Below are 16738 nucleotides of genomic sequence, written 5' to 3'. Positions count from 1 at the left end.
GAGGACCTATGACTCGGAGTCGTACGCCGAAGTGCCCGAGTCCAGCAGCGGCTCCTGCTGCTTGAGATGTGCCGGGGCGAAGGCGCGCAGCACGTGGTAGCCGGTGATGACGACGATCGTGCCGAGCGCGATACCGCTGAGCTCGAAGTTGTCGGTGATCTTCAGGCTGACGCCGCCGACGCCGATGATGATGCCCGCGGCGGCCGGCACCAGATTCAGCGGATTGCGCAGATCCACCCGGCCGTTGATCCAGATCTGCGCGCCCAGCAGGCCGATCATTCCGTAGAGGATCACGGTGATGCCGCCGAGCACCCCGCCGGGGATCGCGGCGACGACCGCGCCGAACTTCGGGCAGAGACCGAAGAGCAGGGCGAAGCCCGCCGCGGCCCAGTAGGCGGCGGTGGAGTAGACGCGGGTTGCGGCCATGACGCCGATGTTCTCGGAGTACGTGGTGTTGGGCGGGCCACCGACGGCGGTGGAGAGCATCGAGGCCGCGCCGTCGGCCGCGATGGCGGTGCCCAGTTTGTCGTCGAGCGGCTCGCCGGTCATCTCGCCGACGGCCTTGACGTGTCCCGCGTTCTCGGCGATCAGGGCGATGACGACGGGCAGGGCGACCAGGATCGCCGACCACTCGAAGCTCGGGGCGTGGAAGGACGGAAGTCCGATCCAGTCGGCCTTGCCGACGCCGGACAGGTCGAGCCGCCAGTGGTCGACGGCCTCGGCCCCGCCGACCGCGGAGTGGATCTTGCCGAAGACGCGGTCGAGTGTCCAGGAGAGCACGTATCCGAAGACCAGGCCGAGGAAGATCGCGATACGCGAGAGGAAGCCGCGCAGACACACGACGGCAAAGCCGGTGAAGAACATCACCAGCAGTGCAGTCCACTGGTCCTGCGGCCAGTACGTGGACGCGGTCACCGGCGCGAGGTTGAAGCCGATGAGCATGACGACGGCGCCGGTCACGATCGGCGGCATCGCGGCATGGATGATCCGCGCGCCGAAGCGCTGCACGGCGAGGCCCGCGAGGAAGAGCGCGACTCCGGTGACGAAGACGGCGCCCGTGACGGTGGCGCTGTCGCCGCCGGTGGCCCGGATGGTCGCGGCGACGCCGACGAACGAGAGCGAACAGCCGAGATAGCTGGGCACCTTGCCCCGGGTGGCGAGCAGGAAGATCGCCGTCGCGATGCCGGACATCATGATCGCGAGGTTGGGGTCGAGGCCCATCAGGACCGGCGCCACGAAGGACGCGCCGAACATGGCCACCACATGCTGGGCGCCGAGCCCTGCCGTACGGGGCCACGAGAGCCGCTCGTCGGGGCGTACGACGGCGCCGGGAGCGGGAGTCCGCCCGTCGCCGTGCAGGGTCCAGCGCACGCCGAGGTTCACGGGCCGCTCCACTTCCACAGTCGTTCGATGATCGGCGCAATCGTAGTGCGCCCTCCGGGCGGGAGTCCCATCCGTGAATCGTGCGCGCGGCATTGTCACTCGTACCTGGCAGCCCTACGCTCGCACGGTCCCGTTCATGAATCTCGTTCACATATCTGATGGGAGCGTTCGATGACCGGAAGACCCCGACGGCGCCTGGGAGTTGTGCTCACCGCCGTCGCCGCCTGTGTCACCGTGCTCGTACCGATCGCGTCGTCCCAGGCCGCGGCCACGTCCGGCTCGCATCGCGTGCCGAAGACGGTGGTCATCGACGGCAAGCGGCTCACGGTGGCCAAGTCGCGGCTCGACCACGGCGATCCGGCCCTGCGCAAGGCGGCCAAGGCCCTTGTCGTACGTGCCGACGGCTGGCTCGGACAGGGGCCCTGGACGGTCGTGGACAAGCCCAAGCCCGCACCGGGCGGCGATGTCCACGACTATCTGAGCCAGGCGCCCTACTGGTGGCCCTCGCAGCCCAAGACGCCCGAGAATCCCTGGGGTTGCCCGTACGTCCAGCGCGACGGCGAGCGCAATCCCGAGGTCGACACCGGAACCGACCGCCCCGACATCGGCAAGGTCGTGAACTCGGTCACCACGCTGAGCCTGGCCTGGTACTACACGGGCAAGAAGCAGTACGCCGAGCATGCGTCGACGATCCTGCGGACCTGGTTCCTGGACCCGGCGACGCGGATGAACCCCAACCTGAACCACGGGCAGTTCATACCCTGCAAGTACGACGGCAGGGCGATCGGCATAATCGACTTCTCGCAGCAGTACACCAGCGTCCTGGACGCCATCGCGATCCTCGACAGCGGTGCGCCGGGCTGGACCAAGAGCGACCGGACCTCCATGCGGGCCTGGAACGCGTCCTTCCTGGACTGGCTGGTGAACTCGCCCTTCGGCAAGGACGAGTCGGCGGCCAAGAACAACCACGGCACGTTCCATGACATGCAGGTGGCCGCCCTGGCGCTCGCCACCGGCGACAAGGACCTCGCCCGCAAGGTCGTCCTCGACGCACGCGGCAAGCGGATCGATCCGCAGATAGCCGCGGACGGCAGCCAGCCGCAGGAGCTGGCGCGGACCCGCAGCTGGCACTACTCGACCTTCGACCTTGTCGCGTACACCCGGCTCGCCGACATCGGCAGGCAGGTGGGCGTGGACCTCTGGGCGTACCGGGGACCGCAGGGGCAGAGCCTGTTCAAGGCGGTCGACTATCTGCTGCCGGCGGCGACGGCGGCGGCTGCCTGGCCGCACCCCGAGCTGGAGTTCTACCGGTACGCGGCGAGCGACATAGTCCACGCGGCGGCGGACGGGGGCGACGCGAAGGCCAGGGCGGCGGTGCCGCGGCTGGAGACGCCGCCGGGGGGCGACCTGTGGGCGCTGCGGCCGTCGGCGGAACAACTGGACTCGATAGCGGGCTGATGTCAGCCCCTCCGGGTTGGTGTCCTCCATCGCGGGACGGGCTCACTTCCTGAGCCTCTCCTGCGATGGGGGAAACCTCCGGGCAGGCCCATCGGTGAATCCCATTCGGATATCTGATGGGGTGTTACGTTGAGTTTCATGATCGGAAGGCTCCGCAGGTGGCGGGCCGGTGCGCTGCTCGTCGTCACGGCGACGCTGGCCGCTGTGCTCGTTCCGTCCGCGTCCACCGCCGCCGAGCGGCACCGGATTCCCACGGCCCCCGAGACGGTTGTCCTCGACGGGGACCGGCTCCAGCAGGCCAGGATCCGCCTGGACAGTGGCGATCCCGCTCTGCGCACGGCGCTCGATGCGCTCGTCGTGCGCGCCGACGGCTGGCTGGGCCAGGGCCCCTGGACCGTCGTCGACAAGCCCGGGCCCGCCCCCGGCGGCGATCCGCACGACTATCTGAGCCAGGGGTACTACTGGTGGCCGTCGCAGCCCAAGACCCCCGAGAACCCGTGGGGTTGCCCGTACGTCCATCGCGACGGCGTTCGCAACTCCGAGGTCACCGGCACCGACTACCCCGACCGCGCGAAGGTCCTCGACTCCGCGTACACCCTCAGCCTCGCCTGGTACTACACCGGCAAGGCGAAGTACGCCGAGCACGCCGCGAAGATCCTGCGCACCTGGTTCACCGACCCTGCGACCCGGATGAACCCGAATCTGAACCACGCTCAGTTCGTCCCGTGCACGTACGAGGGCCAGGCCCTCGGCATCATCGACTTCTCTCATGCCTTCACCGGCATCCTCGACGCCACCGCCATCCTGGACACGGGCGCGCCCGGCTGGACCCAGCAGGACCGGGCCGGAATGCACGGCTGGTACCAGGGCTTCCTGGACTGGCTGGTGAACAGCCCGTTCGGCAAGCAGGAGGCCAGGGCCGTGAACAACCACGGCACCTTCTACGACATGCAGGTCGCCGCTCTGGCGCTCGCCACCGGCGACAAGGCCCTCGCCCGCACGATCGTGCGCGACGCGCGTACCAAGCGGATCGGCGCGCAGATCGCGGCGGACGGCCGCCAGCCCGGCGAGGTCGCCCGCACCCGCAGCTGGCACTACGCGACGTTCAACCTTGTCGCCCTCACCCGGCTCGCCGACATCGGCAAGCAGGTCGACGTCGACCTCTGGGCGTACGAAGGACCGGGCGGGGCAAGCCTGTTCAAGGCCGTCGACTATCTGCTGCCCGCCGCGACCCGGACGGCTGCCTGGCCGCACGCCGAGCTCGAGTTCCACCGGTACGCGGCGAGCGATGTCGTGCACGCCGCTGCCGACGCCGGTGACCGCAAGGCCATGGCGGCGGTCCCGCACCTGGAGGCCCCGCCGGGCGGCGACCTCTGGGCGCTGCGGCCTTCGGCGGAACAGCTCGACCTGATCGCGGGCTGAGCGGCGCACTCCTGACCTGCGGGGCTCCGCCCGGCCTTTCAGGACCGCCGCTCGGTCACCGGGTCCGCGACGCCGGACTTCGCGCTCTCCCGGCCGGAGGACCGCAACACCCCCGCACCCAGGATCAGGCCGAAGGCGAGTGCCGTCACCAGGCCGAACGAGACCACCAGGCTCGTCGCGTCCGCCACCGCACCGATCGCCGACGGTGCGATCAGCCCCGAGGTGTACGTGATCGTGGCGACGCCGGCGATGGCTTGGCTGGGGTTCGGTCCGCTGCGACCCGCCGCCGCGAAGGTCAGCGGTACGACGACGGCGACCCCGAACCCGATGAACGCGAAGCCGGTCATCGCCACGGCCGGATGCGGCGCCACGACCACAAGGAGACCGCCCGCCGTCGCCAGCACACCGCCCGCCCGCACCGTCCGCACAGGACCGAAGCGGTCCACGATCCGGTCGCCCGCCAGCCGCGCCACCGCCATGGTCAGCGCGAACGCGGTGGTGGACGCGGCCGCGAGACCGGCCGACGTGTCCATCACATCCCGCAGGTACACCGCCGACCAGTCAAGACTCGCGCCCTCCGCGAACACCGCGCAGAACCCGACAGCCCCGATGACCAGCGCCGACTTGGGCGGCAGCGCGAACCGGGGCGGCGGCGCCTCGTCGGGCGCGCTGCGCAGATCCAGTACGCCCTGACAGGCCACGAGCCCGAGCGCGGTGAGCGTCACGGCGGCGAGGGCGTGGTGCAGCCGGGCGTCGCTGCCCAGATGTGCAGCGAGCGTGCCGCCCGCCGAGCCGATCAGGGCGCCCGCGCTCCACATGCCGTGCAGTCCGGACATGATCGACCGGTCGAGCCGGTTCTCGATCTCGACGCCGAGGGCGTTCATCGCCACGTCCGACATCCCCGCCGACGCCCCGAACACGAAGAGTGCCCCGCAGAGCGCGAGCAGGTTCGGGGCGAAGGACGGCAGGGTCAGCGAGAGGGTCCACAGGGCGATCAGTCCGCGCAGGGCGTTGCGCGCGCCGAAGCGGTGGCTGACCGCTCCTGCCAGCGGCATCGCCACGGAGGCGCCGAGCGCGGGGAAGGCGAGCGCGAGACCGAGCTGCCCGGCACTGACCGAGGCATGGTCCTGGATCCAGGGGATCCGGGTGGCGAAACTGCCGGTGACCGCGCCGTGCACACAGAAGACGGCGGCGACGGCATATCGCGCCCGCCTCAACTGCTGCCGACCGAAGACCACTTCGTTCGCCATGCCCTGCCCCTCCCCATTGACGTGGTGCGTAAACTATCAGGAACCCTGCCTGATAAATAGTGGCGGCAGGGATCTGGAAGGATTCCGGCATGCCCGCATCACCGAGCACCGCCCGGGCCATCAACGACCGGCACGCACTGCAACTGCTGCAGCAGGAAGGCCCGTTGACGGCAGGCCAGCTGAAGGCCAAGACCGGACTCTCCAGGCCCACCGTCGCCGACCTGGTGGAACGCCTGCAGGGCTCCGGCCTGATCCAGGTCGTCGGTGAGGCGGGCGCGGATCGCCGCGGCCCCAATGCCAGGGTGTACGGAATCGTCGCCGACCGCGCGCACCTGGCCGCTCTCGACGTACGTACCCAGAGCGTGAGCGTCGTCGTGGCCGATCTGCTCGGGGTCACGCTCGCCGAGGCATCGCTCCCGATCGGCAGCGACACCGGCACCGAGCCCGCGGTCGAGCAGGCGGCCGCGCTGCTGGAGCGCACCGCCCGGGAGGCGGGCGCGGCCCGGCTCCACAGCGTCGGCATCGGCGCCCCCGGCCTGATCGACCCGGTCACCGGCGAACTGCGCGACACCTCCGGCCTGCCCGCCTGGCACCGCCGCCTGGTCGCCGCCCTCCAGGAACGGCTGCCCGCCCGGGTCATCGTCGAGAACGAGACCAACCTCGCGGCCGTCGCGGAACAGCGCCTCGGCGCGGCCCGCGACCGCGACACCTTTGTCTTCCTGTGGCTCGGACACGGTGTCGGGGCTGCCCTCTTCCTGGACGGCCGGCTTCGCCGGGGTGCGTCCGGCGGAGCGGGCGAGATCGGCTTCCTGCCGGTGCCTGGCACGGCGGGCATACCCTCCGCGGTCGACTGCGGAGGCGGCTTCCACTCGCTGGCCGGGTCCGCCGCGATCTGCGAGCTCGCCGCCGGGCACGGCGTCGAGGCGGAGCGGCGCGGAGAGCCCCCGGCGGCGGCGCTGGTTCAGGCGGCCGTGGCGGCCGGGCGGGGCGGTTTCCTCGAGGACCTCGCCCACCGGCTGTCCCTCGGCGTGGCCGCCGTCGCCGCCCTACTCGACCCGGGCTGTGTGGTCCTCGGCGGCGAGGTCGGCCACGCGGGCGGCGCGGAGCTGGCGGCCAGGGTCGAGTCACGGCTGGCGGAACTGTCCCCGCTGCGTACGGAGGTACGCGCCGGAGAGCTGGGCGGAACCGCGGTCCTGAGAGGCGCGCTGATCACGGCGCGCGAGGCGGCACAGGACGAGCTCTTCACCCCACGGGGCTGAACCCTGTCCGAACGCGAGCCGTTCCCTCAGCCCAGTCGCCGAGTCAGGAACTGCTCGAACGTGACCTTCCCGACGGCCCGTTCGGGCGTCAGATGCGCACCGGCGCGGAAGCCCGCGTACGCCTTCCCGGCCAGCCGCACCGGCACGATCGGGCGGCGCTTCCCCGTCGCGCTGAGGTAGGCGCGCGCCAGATCCGCGAGCGGGCGGACCTCCGGGCCGCCCATGTCCTCGACCCGCCCCGCGGGCGCGCCGACGGCCAACTCGGCCAGCCGGTAGGCGACTTCAGCCGTGTCGATGGGCTGCGTGCTCACCCCCGAGGGCAGCGGCAGCACCGGCAGCCGGGCCGCGCCCGCCACCAGCCGGAACACCAGATCGTGGAACTGGGTCGTCCGCAGCACCGTCCAGCCGAGCCCCGAGTCCCGGGGACTCTTGGCCCCGGCCTCCTCGATCATCCGCTCGACCTTGTGCTTGACGCGGTAATAGCCGAGCGGCACGCGGTCCACGCCGACGATCGAGATGTACACGAGATGGGGCACGGCGGCCCTGCGCGCGGCTGCGAGCAGGTGGGCGGCCGCCTTGTCGTCACCGCCGCGCGGGGCGGTCGCGCAGTGGACGATCGCGTCCACGCCGTCGATCGCCGCGTCCAGTCCCGTACCGTCGCGCAGATCGACTGCGTACGGCTTTGCATGGCGGCTGAGTACACGGACTTCGTGTCCGTGCTCGCGCAGCCGGTCGCACACCAGGCTGCCCAGCGTTCCCGTGCCGCCCGTCACCAGGATCGACTTCATGGGCTCAGCGTGCCAGACGCGCACGGAAGCCGAAGCCCGACGGCGGCAAGGGCCGGTTCTCCGCCGCCGGGCGGTCGACACCCCAGCGTCCGCGGAGGTGTCGAGAGATTAAAAGGACTAGACCAGAGAAATCAATAGGCCCGAACCAGCCGACTGCACAGGCCTTTGTGAGCCAGTCCACAGTTGGTCACTCGTACAGCCCAGGCGTGGCATGGCACACTGGCCCTGTATCAGCAGCAGCGCACTCCGGGGTCGGTGTAATTCCGAACCGGCGGTTACAGTCCGCGACCCGTCCGCATCCAGCGGCCGGTTGACCAGGTGAAATTCCTGGACCGACGGTGAAAGTCCGGATGGGAGGCAGTGCGCGGCGGGCGACCTTTCCGGTACGCCGACCGTAGTGGCTGATCGCCGTTCCGCGGCGGTCGGTGTGCTCGGCCCAGGCGACTGCCGTGAATCGTTGTTCCGCTCTCTGTCGTCATCGACAGGCCCCGGAGTCCGTGCCCGAAGAGGCAGGAGGACCCGGTGGCCACCGCAGCCGACGTGGACGCGATGCGCCGAGCGATCAGGCTCGCCGCCCGCGGACTCGGCTCCACCAGCCCCAACCCGGTCGTCGGGTGCGTCATCCTCGACGCCTCCGGACAGCCTGTGGGCGCGGGCTACCACCAGCGCGCCGGCGGCCCGCACGCCGAGGTCCACGCCCTGCGCGAAGCGGGCGAGCGCGCCCGCGGCGGCACCGCCTACGTCACCCTCGAACCCTGCAACCACACCGGCCGCACCGGCCCCTGCGCCCAGGCGCTGATCGAGGCCGGGATCAGCCGGGTCGTGTACGCGGTCGGCGACCCCAACCCGCAGGCCACCGGCGGCGGCGACACCCTGCGGGCAGCCGGGATCAAGGCCGAGTCGGGCCTGCTCGCCGACGAGGCCGAAGAAGGCAACATCGCCTGGCTCACCTCCGTACGCCTCGGCCGCCCCTACGTCCTGTGGAAGTACGCGGCCACACTCGACGGCCGTATCGCGGCGCAGGACCGAAGCAGCCGCTGGATCACCTCGCCCGAGTCGCGTGCCGACGTGCACCGGCTGCGCGCCGAGGCCGACGCGGTGGTCGTCGGGTCGGGGACCGCCCGCGCCGACGACCCGCATCTCGCGGTGCGCGGCATCGAAGGCGCCGTCCAGCCGCTGCGGGTGGTCGTCGACACCGATGCCACCGCCGTCCGGCCCGGCGCCCGTGTCCTCGACGACGCCGCGCCCACGCTGATCGCGGTGGCCGAGGACGCCGAGACGGAACTGCCCGATGTCGTACGGCTGCCCCGCGCGGCCCAAGGCCTGTCCGTGACGGCCCTGTTGGAAGCCCTCCACCAGCGTGGCATCCGCTCCGTACTCCTCGAAGGCGGTCCGACTCTCGCCGGAGCCTTCGTCGCCGCCGGCGTGATCGACAAGGTCGTCGGCTATCTCGCCCCCGTACTTCTCGGCGCGGGCCCCGCCGCCCTCGCCGACGCCGGAATCACCACGATCACCGAGGCGTTGCGCCTCGACGTGACCGAGGCCGTCCGTATCGGCCCAGACCTTCGCATCACTGCCACTCCAAAGGAGCGCTGAGCGTGTTCACCGGAATCGTTGAAGAAATGGGTGAGGTCACCGCCGTCGAGAACCTCGGCGACTCCTCCCGCTTCCGACTGCGCGGCCCCGTCGTCACCGAAGGCGCCAAGCACGGCGACTCCATCGCCGTCAACGGCGTCTGCCTCACCGTCGTCGACTTCGGCGACGGCGAGTTCACCGCCGATGTGATGGCCGAGACGCTCAATCGCTCCAGCCTCGGCGCGCTCCAGGAAGGCTCCAGGGTCAATCTGGAGCGGCCCATGGCCGTCGGTGGCAGGCTCGGCGGGCACATCGTGCAGGGCCATGTCGACGGCACCGGCACCATCGTCGAGCGGAAGCCCTCCGAGAACTGGGAGATCGTGAAGATCTCCCTCCCCGCCGACCTCACCCGCTATGTCGTCGAGAAGGGCTCGATCACCGTCGACGGCGTCAGCCTCACGGTCGTCGACGCAGGACCCGACTACTTCACCATCAGCCTCATCCCCACGACCCTCGCGCTGACCACGCTCGGCATCAAGCAGCCCGGCGACCCGGTCAACCTCGAGGTCGACGTCATCGCCAAGTACGTCGAGCGGCTGCTCGGCGCGGACGCCAAGGAGAGCGCGAAGTGAGCGCCGTCGACTGGCTGGGCAGCGAGGCCTTCACGGCCTTCGGCCAGCACATCAAGTGGTCCGACATGATCGGCAACATCGTTGGCCTGATCGCCCTCGCGCTCGGCTGGCGGCGCTCGATATGGACCTGGCCCGCGCAGTTCGCCTCCGGCCTCATCCTGCTCGTGGCGTTCGCCTCCGCGCATCTGACCGGCAGCGCGGGCAAGCAGGTCGTGGTCATGGTCGTCGCGGCCTGGGGCTGGTGGCAGTGGACCCGAGGCCGGCAGCAGGCCCAGGACGGCTCGATCGCCGTCCGCTTCGCCACCTGGCGCGAGCGCGGAGTACTCGCCGCCGCCGCGGCGGTCGGCACCCTGGCCGTCGCCGGTCTCTTCACCCTGTACCCGTCGCTGTCCTGGGACCCGTGGCCCGACGCGTACATCTTCGTCGGCACCCTGGTCGCCATGTACGCCCAGGCCCGCGGCATGGTCGAGTTCTGGTTCGCGTGGCTGCTCGTCGACCTCGTCGGCGTGCCGCTCAACTTCGCCAACGGCTTTGCCTTCTCCGGATTCGTCTACGTGATCTACGGCGCGCTCGTCCTGTGGGGCATGCGCGACTGGTGGCTGCGCTCCCGTACGAGCGCCAAGCCCTCCCTGGAAGGAGCGGCAGCATGACTGCTCAGCCCACCTGGTACTCCGCCGACAACGTCGAGGACTTCGCCCTCGACCCGGTCGAGCAGGCCATCCGCGACATAGCGGCGGGACGGCCCGTCGTGGTCGTCGACGACGAAGACCGCGAGAACGAGGGCGACCTCGTCATCGCGGCCGAGAAGGCCACACCCGAAATCGTCGCCTTCATGATGAGCGAGTGCCGCGGCCTGATCTGCGCCCCCATGGAGGGCGAGGAACTGGAGCGGCTCGACCTGCCGCAGATGGTCGAGCACAACACCGAGTCGATGCGGACGGCCTTCACCGTCTCCGTCGACGCGGGCCCGGCCTTCGGCGTCACCACCGGAATCTCCGCGGCCGACCGCACCACCACCCTCCGGCTGCTGGCCGGCGGCAAGGCCGAGGCATCCGACTTCGTACGCCCCGGACATGTCTTCCCGCTGCGTGCCAAGCCCGGCGGCGTGCTCGTGCGCAACGGCCACACCGAGGCCGCCGTCGATCTCGCCCGGCTCGCGGGCCTGCGCCCGGCCGGCGCGATCGTGGAGATCGCGGGCGAGGACGGGGTGATGCTGCGGCTGCCCGAGCTGATCCCGTTCGCCCGCAAGCACGGCCTGACGATCATCTCCATCGAGGACCTGATCGCCTACCGCCGCTCCTCCGAGCCGACCGTCAAGCGCGAGGCCGAGGTCAATCTGCCCACGTCCTTCGGGCAGTTCACCGCCTACGGCTACCGCTCCACCGTCGACGGCATCGAACACGTCGCACTCGTCCATGGCGAGATCGGCGACGGCGAGGACGTCCTGGTCCGGGTCCACTCCGAGTGCCTGACCGGCGACATCTTCCACTCGCTGCGCTGCGACTGCGGCCCCCAGCTCCAGGCCTCCATGGAGCACATCACCGAGACCGGCCGGGGCGTCGTCGTCTATCTGCGCGGCCACGAGGGCCGTGGCATCGGCCTGCTGTCCAAGCTGCGTGCCTACGAACTCCAGGAGCGCGGCCGGGACACCCTCGACGCCAATCTTGAACTCGGCCTGCCCGCCGACGCCCGCGACTACGCGGCGGGCGCGCAGATCCTTGACGACCTGGGCGTACGCAGCCTGCGGCTGATGACCAACAACCCCGACAAGATCACCGCGCTCGTCCAGCACGGCCTCACGGTCCACGGCCGCGAGCCGATGCCCGTCCAGGCGGGCGAGCACAATCTCCGGTATCTGCGCACCAAGCGGGACCGGATGGGACACGACCTGCCCTGGCTCGACGGCTCCACCGCGTCCGCCTGCGGCAACCAGTAAGTCAGCACGACCAGCACGTCGGAAAGTCTCAAGGGAGAAACATGAGTGGCAAGGGTGCACCCGAACTGTCCGTCCGCAACTGCGGGGACCTGCGGGTGGCGGTGATCGCGGCCCAGTGGCACGAGAAGGTCATGGACGGCCTCGTGAACGGCGCCCTGCGCGCACTGCACGAACTGGGCATCGACGAGCCGACGCTGCTGCGTGTCCCCGGCAGCTTCGAGCTTCCGGTGGTCGCGAAGGTGCTCGCGGGCCGCGGTTACGACGCGATCGTCGCGCTCGGCGTCGTCATCCGCGGCGGCACCCCGCACTTCGAGTACGTGTGCCAGGGCGTCACCCAGGGCCTCACCCAGGTCTCCATCGACACGGGCGTCCCTGTCGGCTTCGGCGTGCTGACCTGCGACACCGAGGAGCAGGCGCTCGACCGGGCCGGTCTTGAGGGATCGAACGAGGACAAGGGCCACGAGGCGGTCACCGCCGCACTCGCCACCGCGACCATCCTGCGTTCAGTATCTGAACCCTGGCGCTGAGGAGAAGGCCCTTCCGCGTAGGGTGGGCACCATCATGGCCAACAAAACCTTCGAAGAGCTCTTCGCCGAGCTCCAGCTCAAGGCCGCCAACGGCGACCCCACCACCTCCCGCACCGCCGAGCTGGTGGACAAGGGCGTGCATGCCATCGGCAAGAAGGTCGTCGAGGAGGCCGCCGAAGTGTGGATGGCCGCCGAGTACGAGGGCAAGGAAGCCGCTGCCGAGGAGATCTCCCAGCTGCTGTATCACGTCCAGGTGATGATGGTCGCCCGCGGGATCTCGCTTGACGACGTCTACGCCCACCTCTGAGCACCGCCCCCATTACGTACGTACGAACAAAGGAAGCCCGACTCATGCTGCGCATCGCCGTCCCCAACAAGGGTTCACTGTCCGGACCTGCGTCGGCGATGCTCCATGAGGCCGGCTACCAGCAGCGCAAGGAGTCCAAGGAGCTCGTTCTCGTCGACCCCGAGAACGACGTCGAGTTCTTCTATCTGCGCCCCCGCGACATCGCGATCTACGTCAGCTCCGGCAAGCTCGACATCGGCATCACCGGCCGCGATCTGCTGCTGGACTCGGGGGCCAACGCCGAGGAGATCCTCCAGCTCGGCTTCGCCCGCTCCACCTTCCGCTACGCCACCAAGCCCGGCACGGCCAAGGGAGTCGGCGACTTCGGCGGAATGACGATCGCCACCTCCTACGAGGGCATCGTCGCCAAGCACCTGGCCGACGAGGGCATCGACGCCTCCGTCGTCCACCTCGACGGCGCCGTCGAGACGGCGATCCAGCTCGGCGTCGCGCAGATCATCGCGGACGTCGTCGAAACCGGCACCAGCCTGCGCAACGCCGGTCTCGAAGTGATCGGCGAGCCGATCATGAAGTCCGAGGCCGTCGTCATCCGCCGCACCGGCGCCGAGACGGACGACCCCAAGGTGCACCAGTTCCTGCGCCGCCTCCAGGGCGTCCTGGTCGCCCGCAGCTACGTGATGATGGACTACGACTGCCGCGCCGAGCACCTGGAGCAGGCCGTCGCGCTCACCCCGGGCCTCGAGTCCCCGACCATCTCCCCGCTGCACAACGAGGGCTGGGTCGCGGTCCGCGCCATGGTCCCCGCCAAGGAGGCGCAGCGGATCATGGACGACCTGTACGAGCTCGGCGCGCGGGCGATCCTCACCACCGCCATCCACGCCTGCAGGCTCTGAGAGATGCCGGAGACCATGTCCACCGACGCGCCCCAAGTCCCCGCGCTTCCGGTCACGTTCAGGCCGACCCGCACCCGGGTCGTCCTGCTGACCGTGGGCGCGGCGATGTTCGCCGTCATCACCGCGGTCGCGCTGCTGCTCGAAAAGCTCAGCGCGGGGGAGCGGAGCAGCTTCATCCTCACCGCGCTGCTCTTCTTCGGCGTACTGGCCCTGCTGAGCAGGCCCAAGGTCGTCGCCGACGAGGACGGTGTCACCGTCGTCAACCTCACCCGTACGCGCCGGCTCGAGTGGGCGGAGATCCTGCGGGTGAATCTGCGGCCCGGCGATCCCTGGGTCTTCCTCGACCTCAGCGACGGCACCAGCCTGCCGGTGCTCGGCATCCAGCCGGGCATCGCCAAGGAGCACGCCATCCGTGACGCCCGCGCGCTGCGGGCTCTCGCGGAGAGCCGCGGCACCCGCCCGGACGAGAACTGAACCGACGGGGACTGAACCGACGGGGACTGGACCGACGGGGACTGAGACAAGGACCACGGCGGACTGAGCGGCGATGCCCCTGCCGCCTGTGCCCCTTGCTTGTCTACTCTGGTGACGGTGGCGCCGAGTGCGCCCCGTCCCGCACCACGCGGCCGGCAGCGGCCCGCGGGACACCTGCGACCCGAGGAGTGACTCCCTCCAGCAATGGACGGATCGTCCGGTAGTACCTGCGCCGCCCCCTCCCAGGAGGCGGCGGCATGATCATCCCCCTGTTGCTGCTCGCCGCAGCATTCCTCCTGATCCTCGCCAATGGCTTCTTCGTGGCGGCCGAGTTCGGCCTCGTCACCGTGGAGCGGCCCGACGCCGAGCGCGCGGCCGCCGAGGGCGACCGCCGTGCCCGCCGCGTCGTGAAGGCGCTGCGGGAGCTGTCGTTCCAGCTCTCCGGCACCCAGCTCGGCATCACCATCACCTCGCTGGTCGTCGGCATGCTCGCCGAACCCGCGACGGCCCAGCTCCTTCACGGGCCGCTGACCGCGACCGGGCTGCCCGAAGGGGCCGTCTCCGGTATCGCGGTGGTGATCGGGATGCTGCTCGCCTCCGCCGTCCAGATGGTGATCGGTGAGCTCGTTCCCAAGAACTGGGCGGTCTCCAGGCCGTTGCAGGTCGCGCGGTTCGTCGCCGGACCGCAGCATCTCTTCTCGACCGCCTTCCGGCCCGTGATCACACTGCTCAACACCGTCGCCAACCGCCTTGTACGGCTGCTCGGCGTCGAACCGGCCGAGGAGCTGGCGTCCGCCCGCACCCCCGGCGAGCTGGTCTCGCTGGCGCGCCACTCGGCGCAGGCCGGAGCGCTGGAGCAGGACACCGCCGATCTGTTCGTACGGACCCTGTCCCTCGGGCATCTCACCGCGCAGCACGTGATGACCCCGCGGGTGAAGATGAGCGCCCTCCAGTCCGACGCCACCGCGGCGGACGTCCTCAACCTCACCCGGGCGACCGGCCTTTCGCGCTTTCCCGTCTACCGGGAGCGCATCGACGAGATCGTCGGGATGGTGCATCTCAAGGACGCCCTCTCGGTGCCCGTCGGCGAGCGGCTGCGTACACGGGTGGACCGGGTGGCCGTTCCGCCGCTGCTCGTGCCCGAGACGCTGCCCGTGCAGCAGCTCCTGGAGCGGCTGCGCAGCGAACAGCCCATAGCCGTGGTGGTCGACGAGTACGGCGGCACCGCCGGAGTCGTCACCCTGGAGGACATCATCGAGGAGCTCGTCGGCGAGGTACGCGACGAGCACGACGCCGAGGCCGACGCCCGGCCCGAACTCGCCCCGGTCGCGCCGGAGGACGGCCAGCCCGCCTGGGAGGCCGACGGCAGTTGCCGCGTCCTCACCCTGCGCCGGATAGGCCTCGATGTGCCGGACGGCCCGTACGAGACCGTGGCCGGCCTCGTCGCCGATCTGCTGGGGCGCATCCCCGCCCCCGGTGACCGGGCTGAACTGCCCGGCTGGCGGCTCTCCGTGCGCCAGGTGGACCGCTATCGCGCCGAGCGGGTACGCCTGGTGCGCTCCGTCGACGTACCGGCCCTGACGGAGGCCGCGCGATGAGCGTCCTCCAACTGCTGTTCGCACTGCTGCTGGTGCTGGCGAACGGGTTCTTCGTCGGAGCCGAGTTCGCCCTCGTCTCCGTACGCCGCAGCCAGATCGAGCCGCGTGCCGCCGAGGGCTCGTCCCGGGCCCGGCAGGTGCTGCACGGCCTTGAGAACCTGCCGCAGATGATGGCGGCCGCCCAGTTCGGCATCACCATCTGCTCGCTCACCCTCGGTGCGGTGGCCGAGCCGACCGTGGCCCATCTGCTGGAGCCTGTCTTCCACGCGGCACATCTGCCCGACGGGCTGGTCGATCCGCTGGGCTATGTCATCGCCCTGGCCGTGGTCGTCTTCCTCCACCTCGTCATCGGCGAGATGGTCCCGAAGAACCTCGCGATGGCCGCCCCCGAGAAGACCGCGATCTGGCTCGGCCCCGGCCTGGTCGGCTTCGCCCGGCTGTGCCGGCCCGTCACGGTCGGCCTCGGCGCCTGTGCCCGGCTGGTGCTGCGGGCCTTCCGCGTGGAGCCCAAGGACGAGGTGGAGGCGGTCTTCACCAGCGAGCAGCTCAACCGTCTCGTCGAGGACTCGGGCCAGGCGGGGCTGCTCGCACCCGCCGAGCAGGAGCGTCTCGAGGACGCGCTGGAGCTGGGCAGCCGCCCGGTGACGGATGTGCTGATTCCCCGCTCGACCCTGGTGACGGTCCCGCCGTCGGTGACCCCCCGGCAGATCGAGGAGCTGACGGTACGCACCGGCTACTCCCGTTTCCCGGTGTGCGCCGAGGGCTCCGGCCCGTACATGGGCTACCTCCACGTCAAGGACGTACTCGACCTGGAGGACGGCGAACGGGCCGTGCCCCAGCACATCTGGCGCCCCATGGCGACCCTGCGGGCCGAGCTCCCCCTGGACGACGCCCTCACCGTGATGCGCCGCGCGGCGACCCACCTCGCCCAGGTCGCCGACGCCTCCGGCCGGGTCCTGGGCCTGGTCGCTCTGGAGGACGTCCTCGAGATGCTGGTGGGCGAGGTCCGCGATCCGTCCCACCGGGTCACCGTGCCCCGGACACCCCAGCCGTCCCTGGACACCGCCCTGGTGGGCTGAGTTCCCGGGGCGTTGTCAGCCCAGCGGGGGATCCTGCGGGCCGCGGTCCACCGGACCGCGGCGGGGCGTCCAGGTGCGGCAGGGATGCCGCCTCCAGCTTCCGTATCACCGCGGCGTACGCGGACACGGTGGCGGCCGTGATGCTGCAGCTGGAGAA

The 16738-nt window shown here is 70.6% G+C and carries 16 protein-coding genes and 1 riboswitch; of the genes, 13 read left to right on the top strand and 3 right to left on the bottom strand.

The genetic code is table 11. The features are described from left to right. Positions 1 to 6 precede the first annotated feature (6 nt). A complete protein-coding gene (locus tag ABZS64_RS31160) occupies positions 7 to 1383 on the bottom strand; it encodes a solute carrier family 23 protein (protein WP_355836984.1) in 1377 nt (458 codons plus the stop codon). 171 nt (positions 1384 to 1554) lie between these two features. Between ABZS64_RS31160 and ABZS64_RS31155 the strand changes: the two genes are divergently transcribed. Further along, on the top strand, positions 1555 to 2841 hold the full coding sequence (locus ABZS64_RS31155) for an alginate lyase family protein (protein WP_355836982.1): 1287 nt from the start codon (positions 1555 to 1557) through the stop codon (positions 2839 to 2841). Positions 2842 to 2979: 138 nt separating this feature from the next. Next, positions 2980 to 4263 (top strand): alginate lyase family protein, encoded by a 1284-nt coding sequence (locus ABZS64_RS31150; RefSeq protein ID WP_355836980.1) that lies wholly within the window; start codon positions 2980 to 2982, stop codon positions 4261 to 4263. A 38-nt stretch (positions 4264 to 4301) separates the two neighbouring features. Here ABZS64_RS31150 and ABZS64_RS31145 read toward each other — a convergent pair whose 3' ends face one another. Then, on the bottom strand, positions 4302 to 5513 hold the full coding sequence (locus ABZS64_RS31145) for an MFS transporter (RefSeq protein WP_355836978.1): 1212 nt from the start codon (positions 5511 to 5513) through the stop codon (positions 4302 to 4304). A gap of 89 nt (positions 5514 to 5602) precedes the next feature. Between ABZS64_RS31145 and ABZS64_RS31140 the strand changes: the two genes are divergently transcribed. Further along, a complete protein-coding gene (locus ABZS64_RS31140; RefSeq protein WP_355836976.1) occupies positions 5603 to 6772 on the top strand; it encodes an ROK family transcriptional regulator in 1170 nt (389 codons plus the stop codon). Positions 6773 to 6798: 26 nt separating this feature from the next. Here the strand turns inward: ABZS64_RS31140 and ABZS64_RS31135 are convergent, their stop codons facing one another. Continuing rightward, a complete protein-coding gene (locus ABZS64_RS31135; protein WP_355836974.1) occupies positions 6799 to 7560 on the bottom strand; it encodes an SDR family oxidoreductase in 762 nt (253 codons plus the stop codon). 237 nt (positions 7561 to 7797) lie between these two features. After that, positions 7798 to 7928: riboswitch (FMN riboswitch) on the top strand. Positions 7929 to 8082: 154 nt separating this feature from the next. Here ABZS64_RS31135 and ribD point away from each other — a divergent pair. The 10 genes from ribD to ABZS64_RS31085 all read left to right on the top strand — a co-directional run bounded on the left by ribD (position 8083) and on the right by ABZS64_RS31085 (position 16581). Then, entirely contained in the window at positions 8083 to 9156 is a 1074-nt protein-coding gene (gene ribD / locus ABZS64_RS31130) for a bifunctional diaminohydroxyphosphoribosylaminopyrimidine deaminase/5-amino-6-(5-phosphoribosylamino)uracil reductase RibD (RefSeq protein WP_355836972.1), read from the top strand. 2 nt (positions 9157 to 9158) lie between these two features. Beyond that, positions 9159 to 9767, top strand: coding sequence for a riboflavin synthase (locus ABZS64_RS31125; protein WP_355836970.1), 609 nt, complete (start codon positions 9159 to 9161; stop codon positions 9765 to 9767). Further along, positions 9764 to 10417 (top strand): nicotinamide mononucleotide transporter family protein, encoded by a 654-nt coding sequence (locus ABZS64_RS31120; RefSeq protein WP_355836968.1) that lies wholly within the window; start codon positions 9764 to 9766, stop codon positions 10415 to 10417. Before ABZS64_RS31125 ends, ABZS64_RS31120 begins: the two co-directional genes overlap by 4 nt. Next, the gene (locus tag ABZS64_RS31115) at positions 10414 to 11703 is read left to right on the top strand and encodes a bifunctional 3,4-dihydroxy-2-butanone-4-phosphate synthase/GTP cyclohydrolase II (RefSeq protein ID WP_355836966.1); all 1290 of its coding nucleotides are present in this window, start codon (positions 10414 to 10416) and stop codon (positions 11701 to 11703) included. The genes ABZS64_RS31120 and ABZS64_RS31115 overlap by 4 nt, the downstream gene beginning before the upstream one ends. Before the next feature lie 41 nt (positions 11704 to 11744). Then, positions 11745 to 12230 carry a 6,7-dimethyl-8-ribityllumazine synthase gene (gene ribH, locus ABZS64_RS31110; protein ID WP_355836964.1) on the top strand — a complete coding sequence of 162 codons (486 nt, stop codon included), beginning with the start codon at positions 11745 to 11747 and terminating at the stop codon, positions 12228 to 12230. Positions 12231 to 12264: 34 nt separating this feature from the next. Continuing rightward, positions 12265 to 12537, top strand: coding sequence for a phosphoribosyl-ATP diphosphatase (locus ABZS64_RS31105; RefSeq protein WP_173311201.1), 273 nt, complete (start codon positions 12265 to 12267; stop codon positions 12535 to 12537). A gap of 44 nt (positions 12538 to 12581) precedes the next feature. After that, entirely contained in the window at positions 12582 to 13430 is an 849-nt protein-coding gene (gene hisG / locus ABZS64_RS31100) for an ATP phosphoribosyltransferase (RefSeq protein WP_355836961.1), read from the top strand. Positions 13431 to 13433: 3 nt separating this feature from the next. Then, positions 13434 to 13904: a PH domain-containing protein gene (locus tag ABZS64_RS31095; protein WP_355836959.1), complete on the top strand. Its 471-nt coding sequence runs from the start codon at positions 13434 to 13436 to the stop codon at positions 13902 to 13904. 257 nt (positions 13905 to 14161) lie between these two features. Further along, positions 14162 to 15502 (top strand): hemolysin family protein, encoded by a 1341-nt coding sequence (locus tag ABZS64_RS31090; RefSeq protein WP_355836957.1) that lies wholly within the window; start codon positions 14162 to 14164, stop codon positions 15500 to 15502. Next, positions 15499 to 16581, top strand: a complete 1083-nt coding sequence (locus ABZS64_RS31085) for a hemolysin family protein (protein WP_355836955.1) — start codon at positions 15499 to 15501, stop codon at positions 16579 to 16581. The genes ABZS64_RS31090 and ABZS64_RS31085 overlap by 4 nt, the downstream gene beginning before the upstream one ends. Positions 16582 to 16738 lie beyond the last annotated feature (157 nt).

The organism is Streptomyces sp. NPDC005408, from assembly GCF_040606445.1.
Taxonomy (GTDB): domain Bacteria; phylum Actinomycetota; class Actinomycetes; order Streptomycetales; family Streptomycetaceae; genus Streptomyces.
Note: the sequence above shows the minus strand (reverse complement) of the source record. Positions and strands in the feature narration are given on the sequence as shown.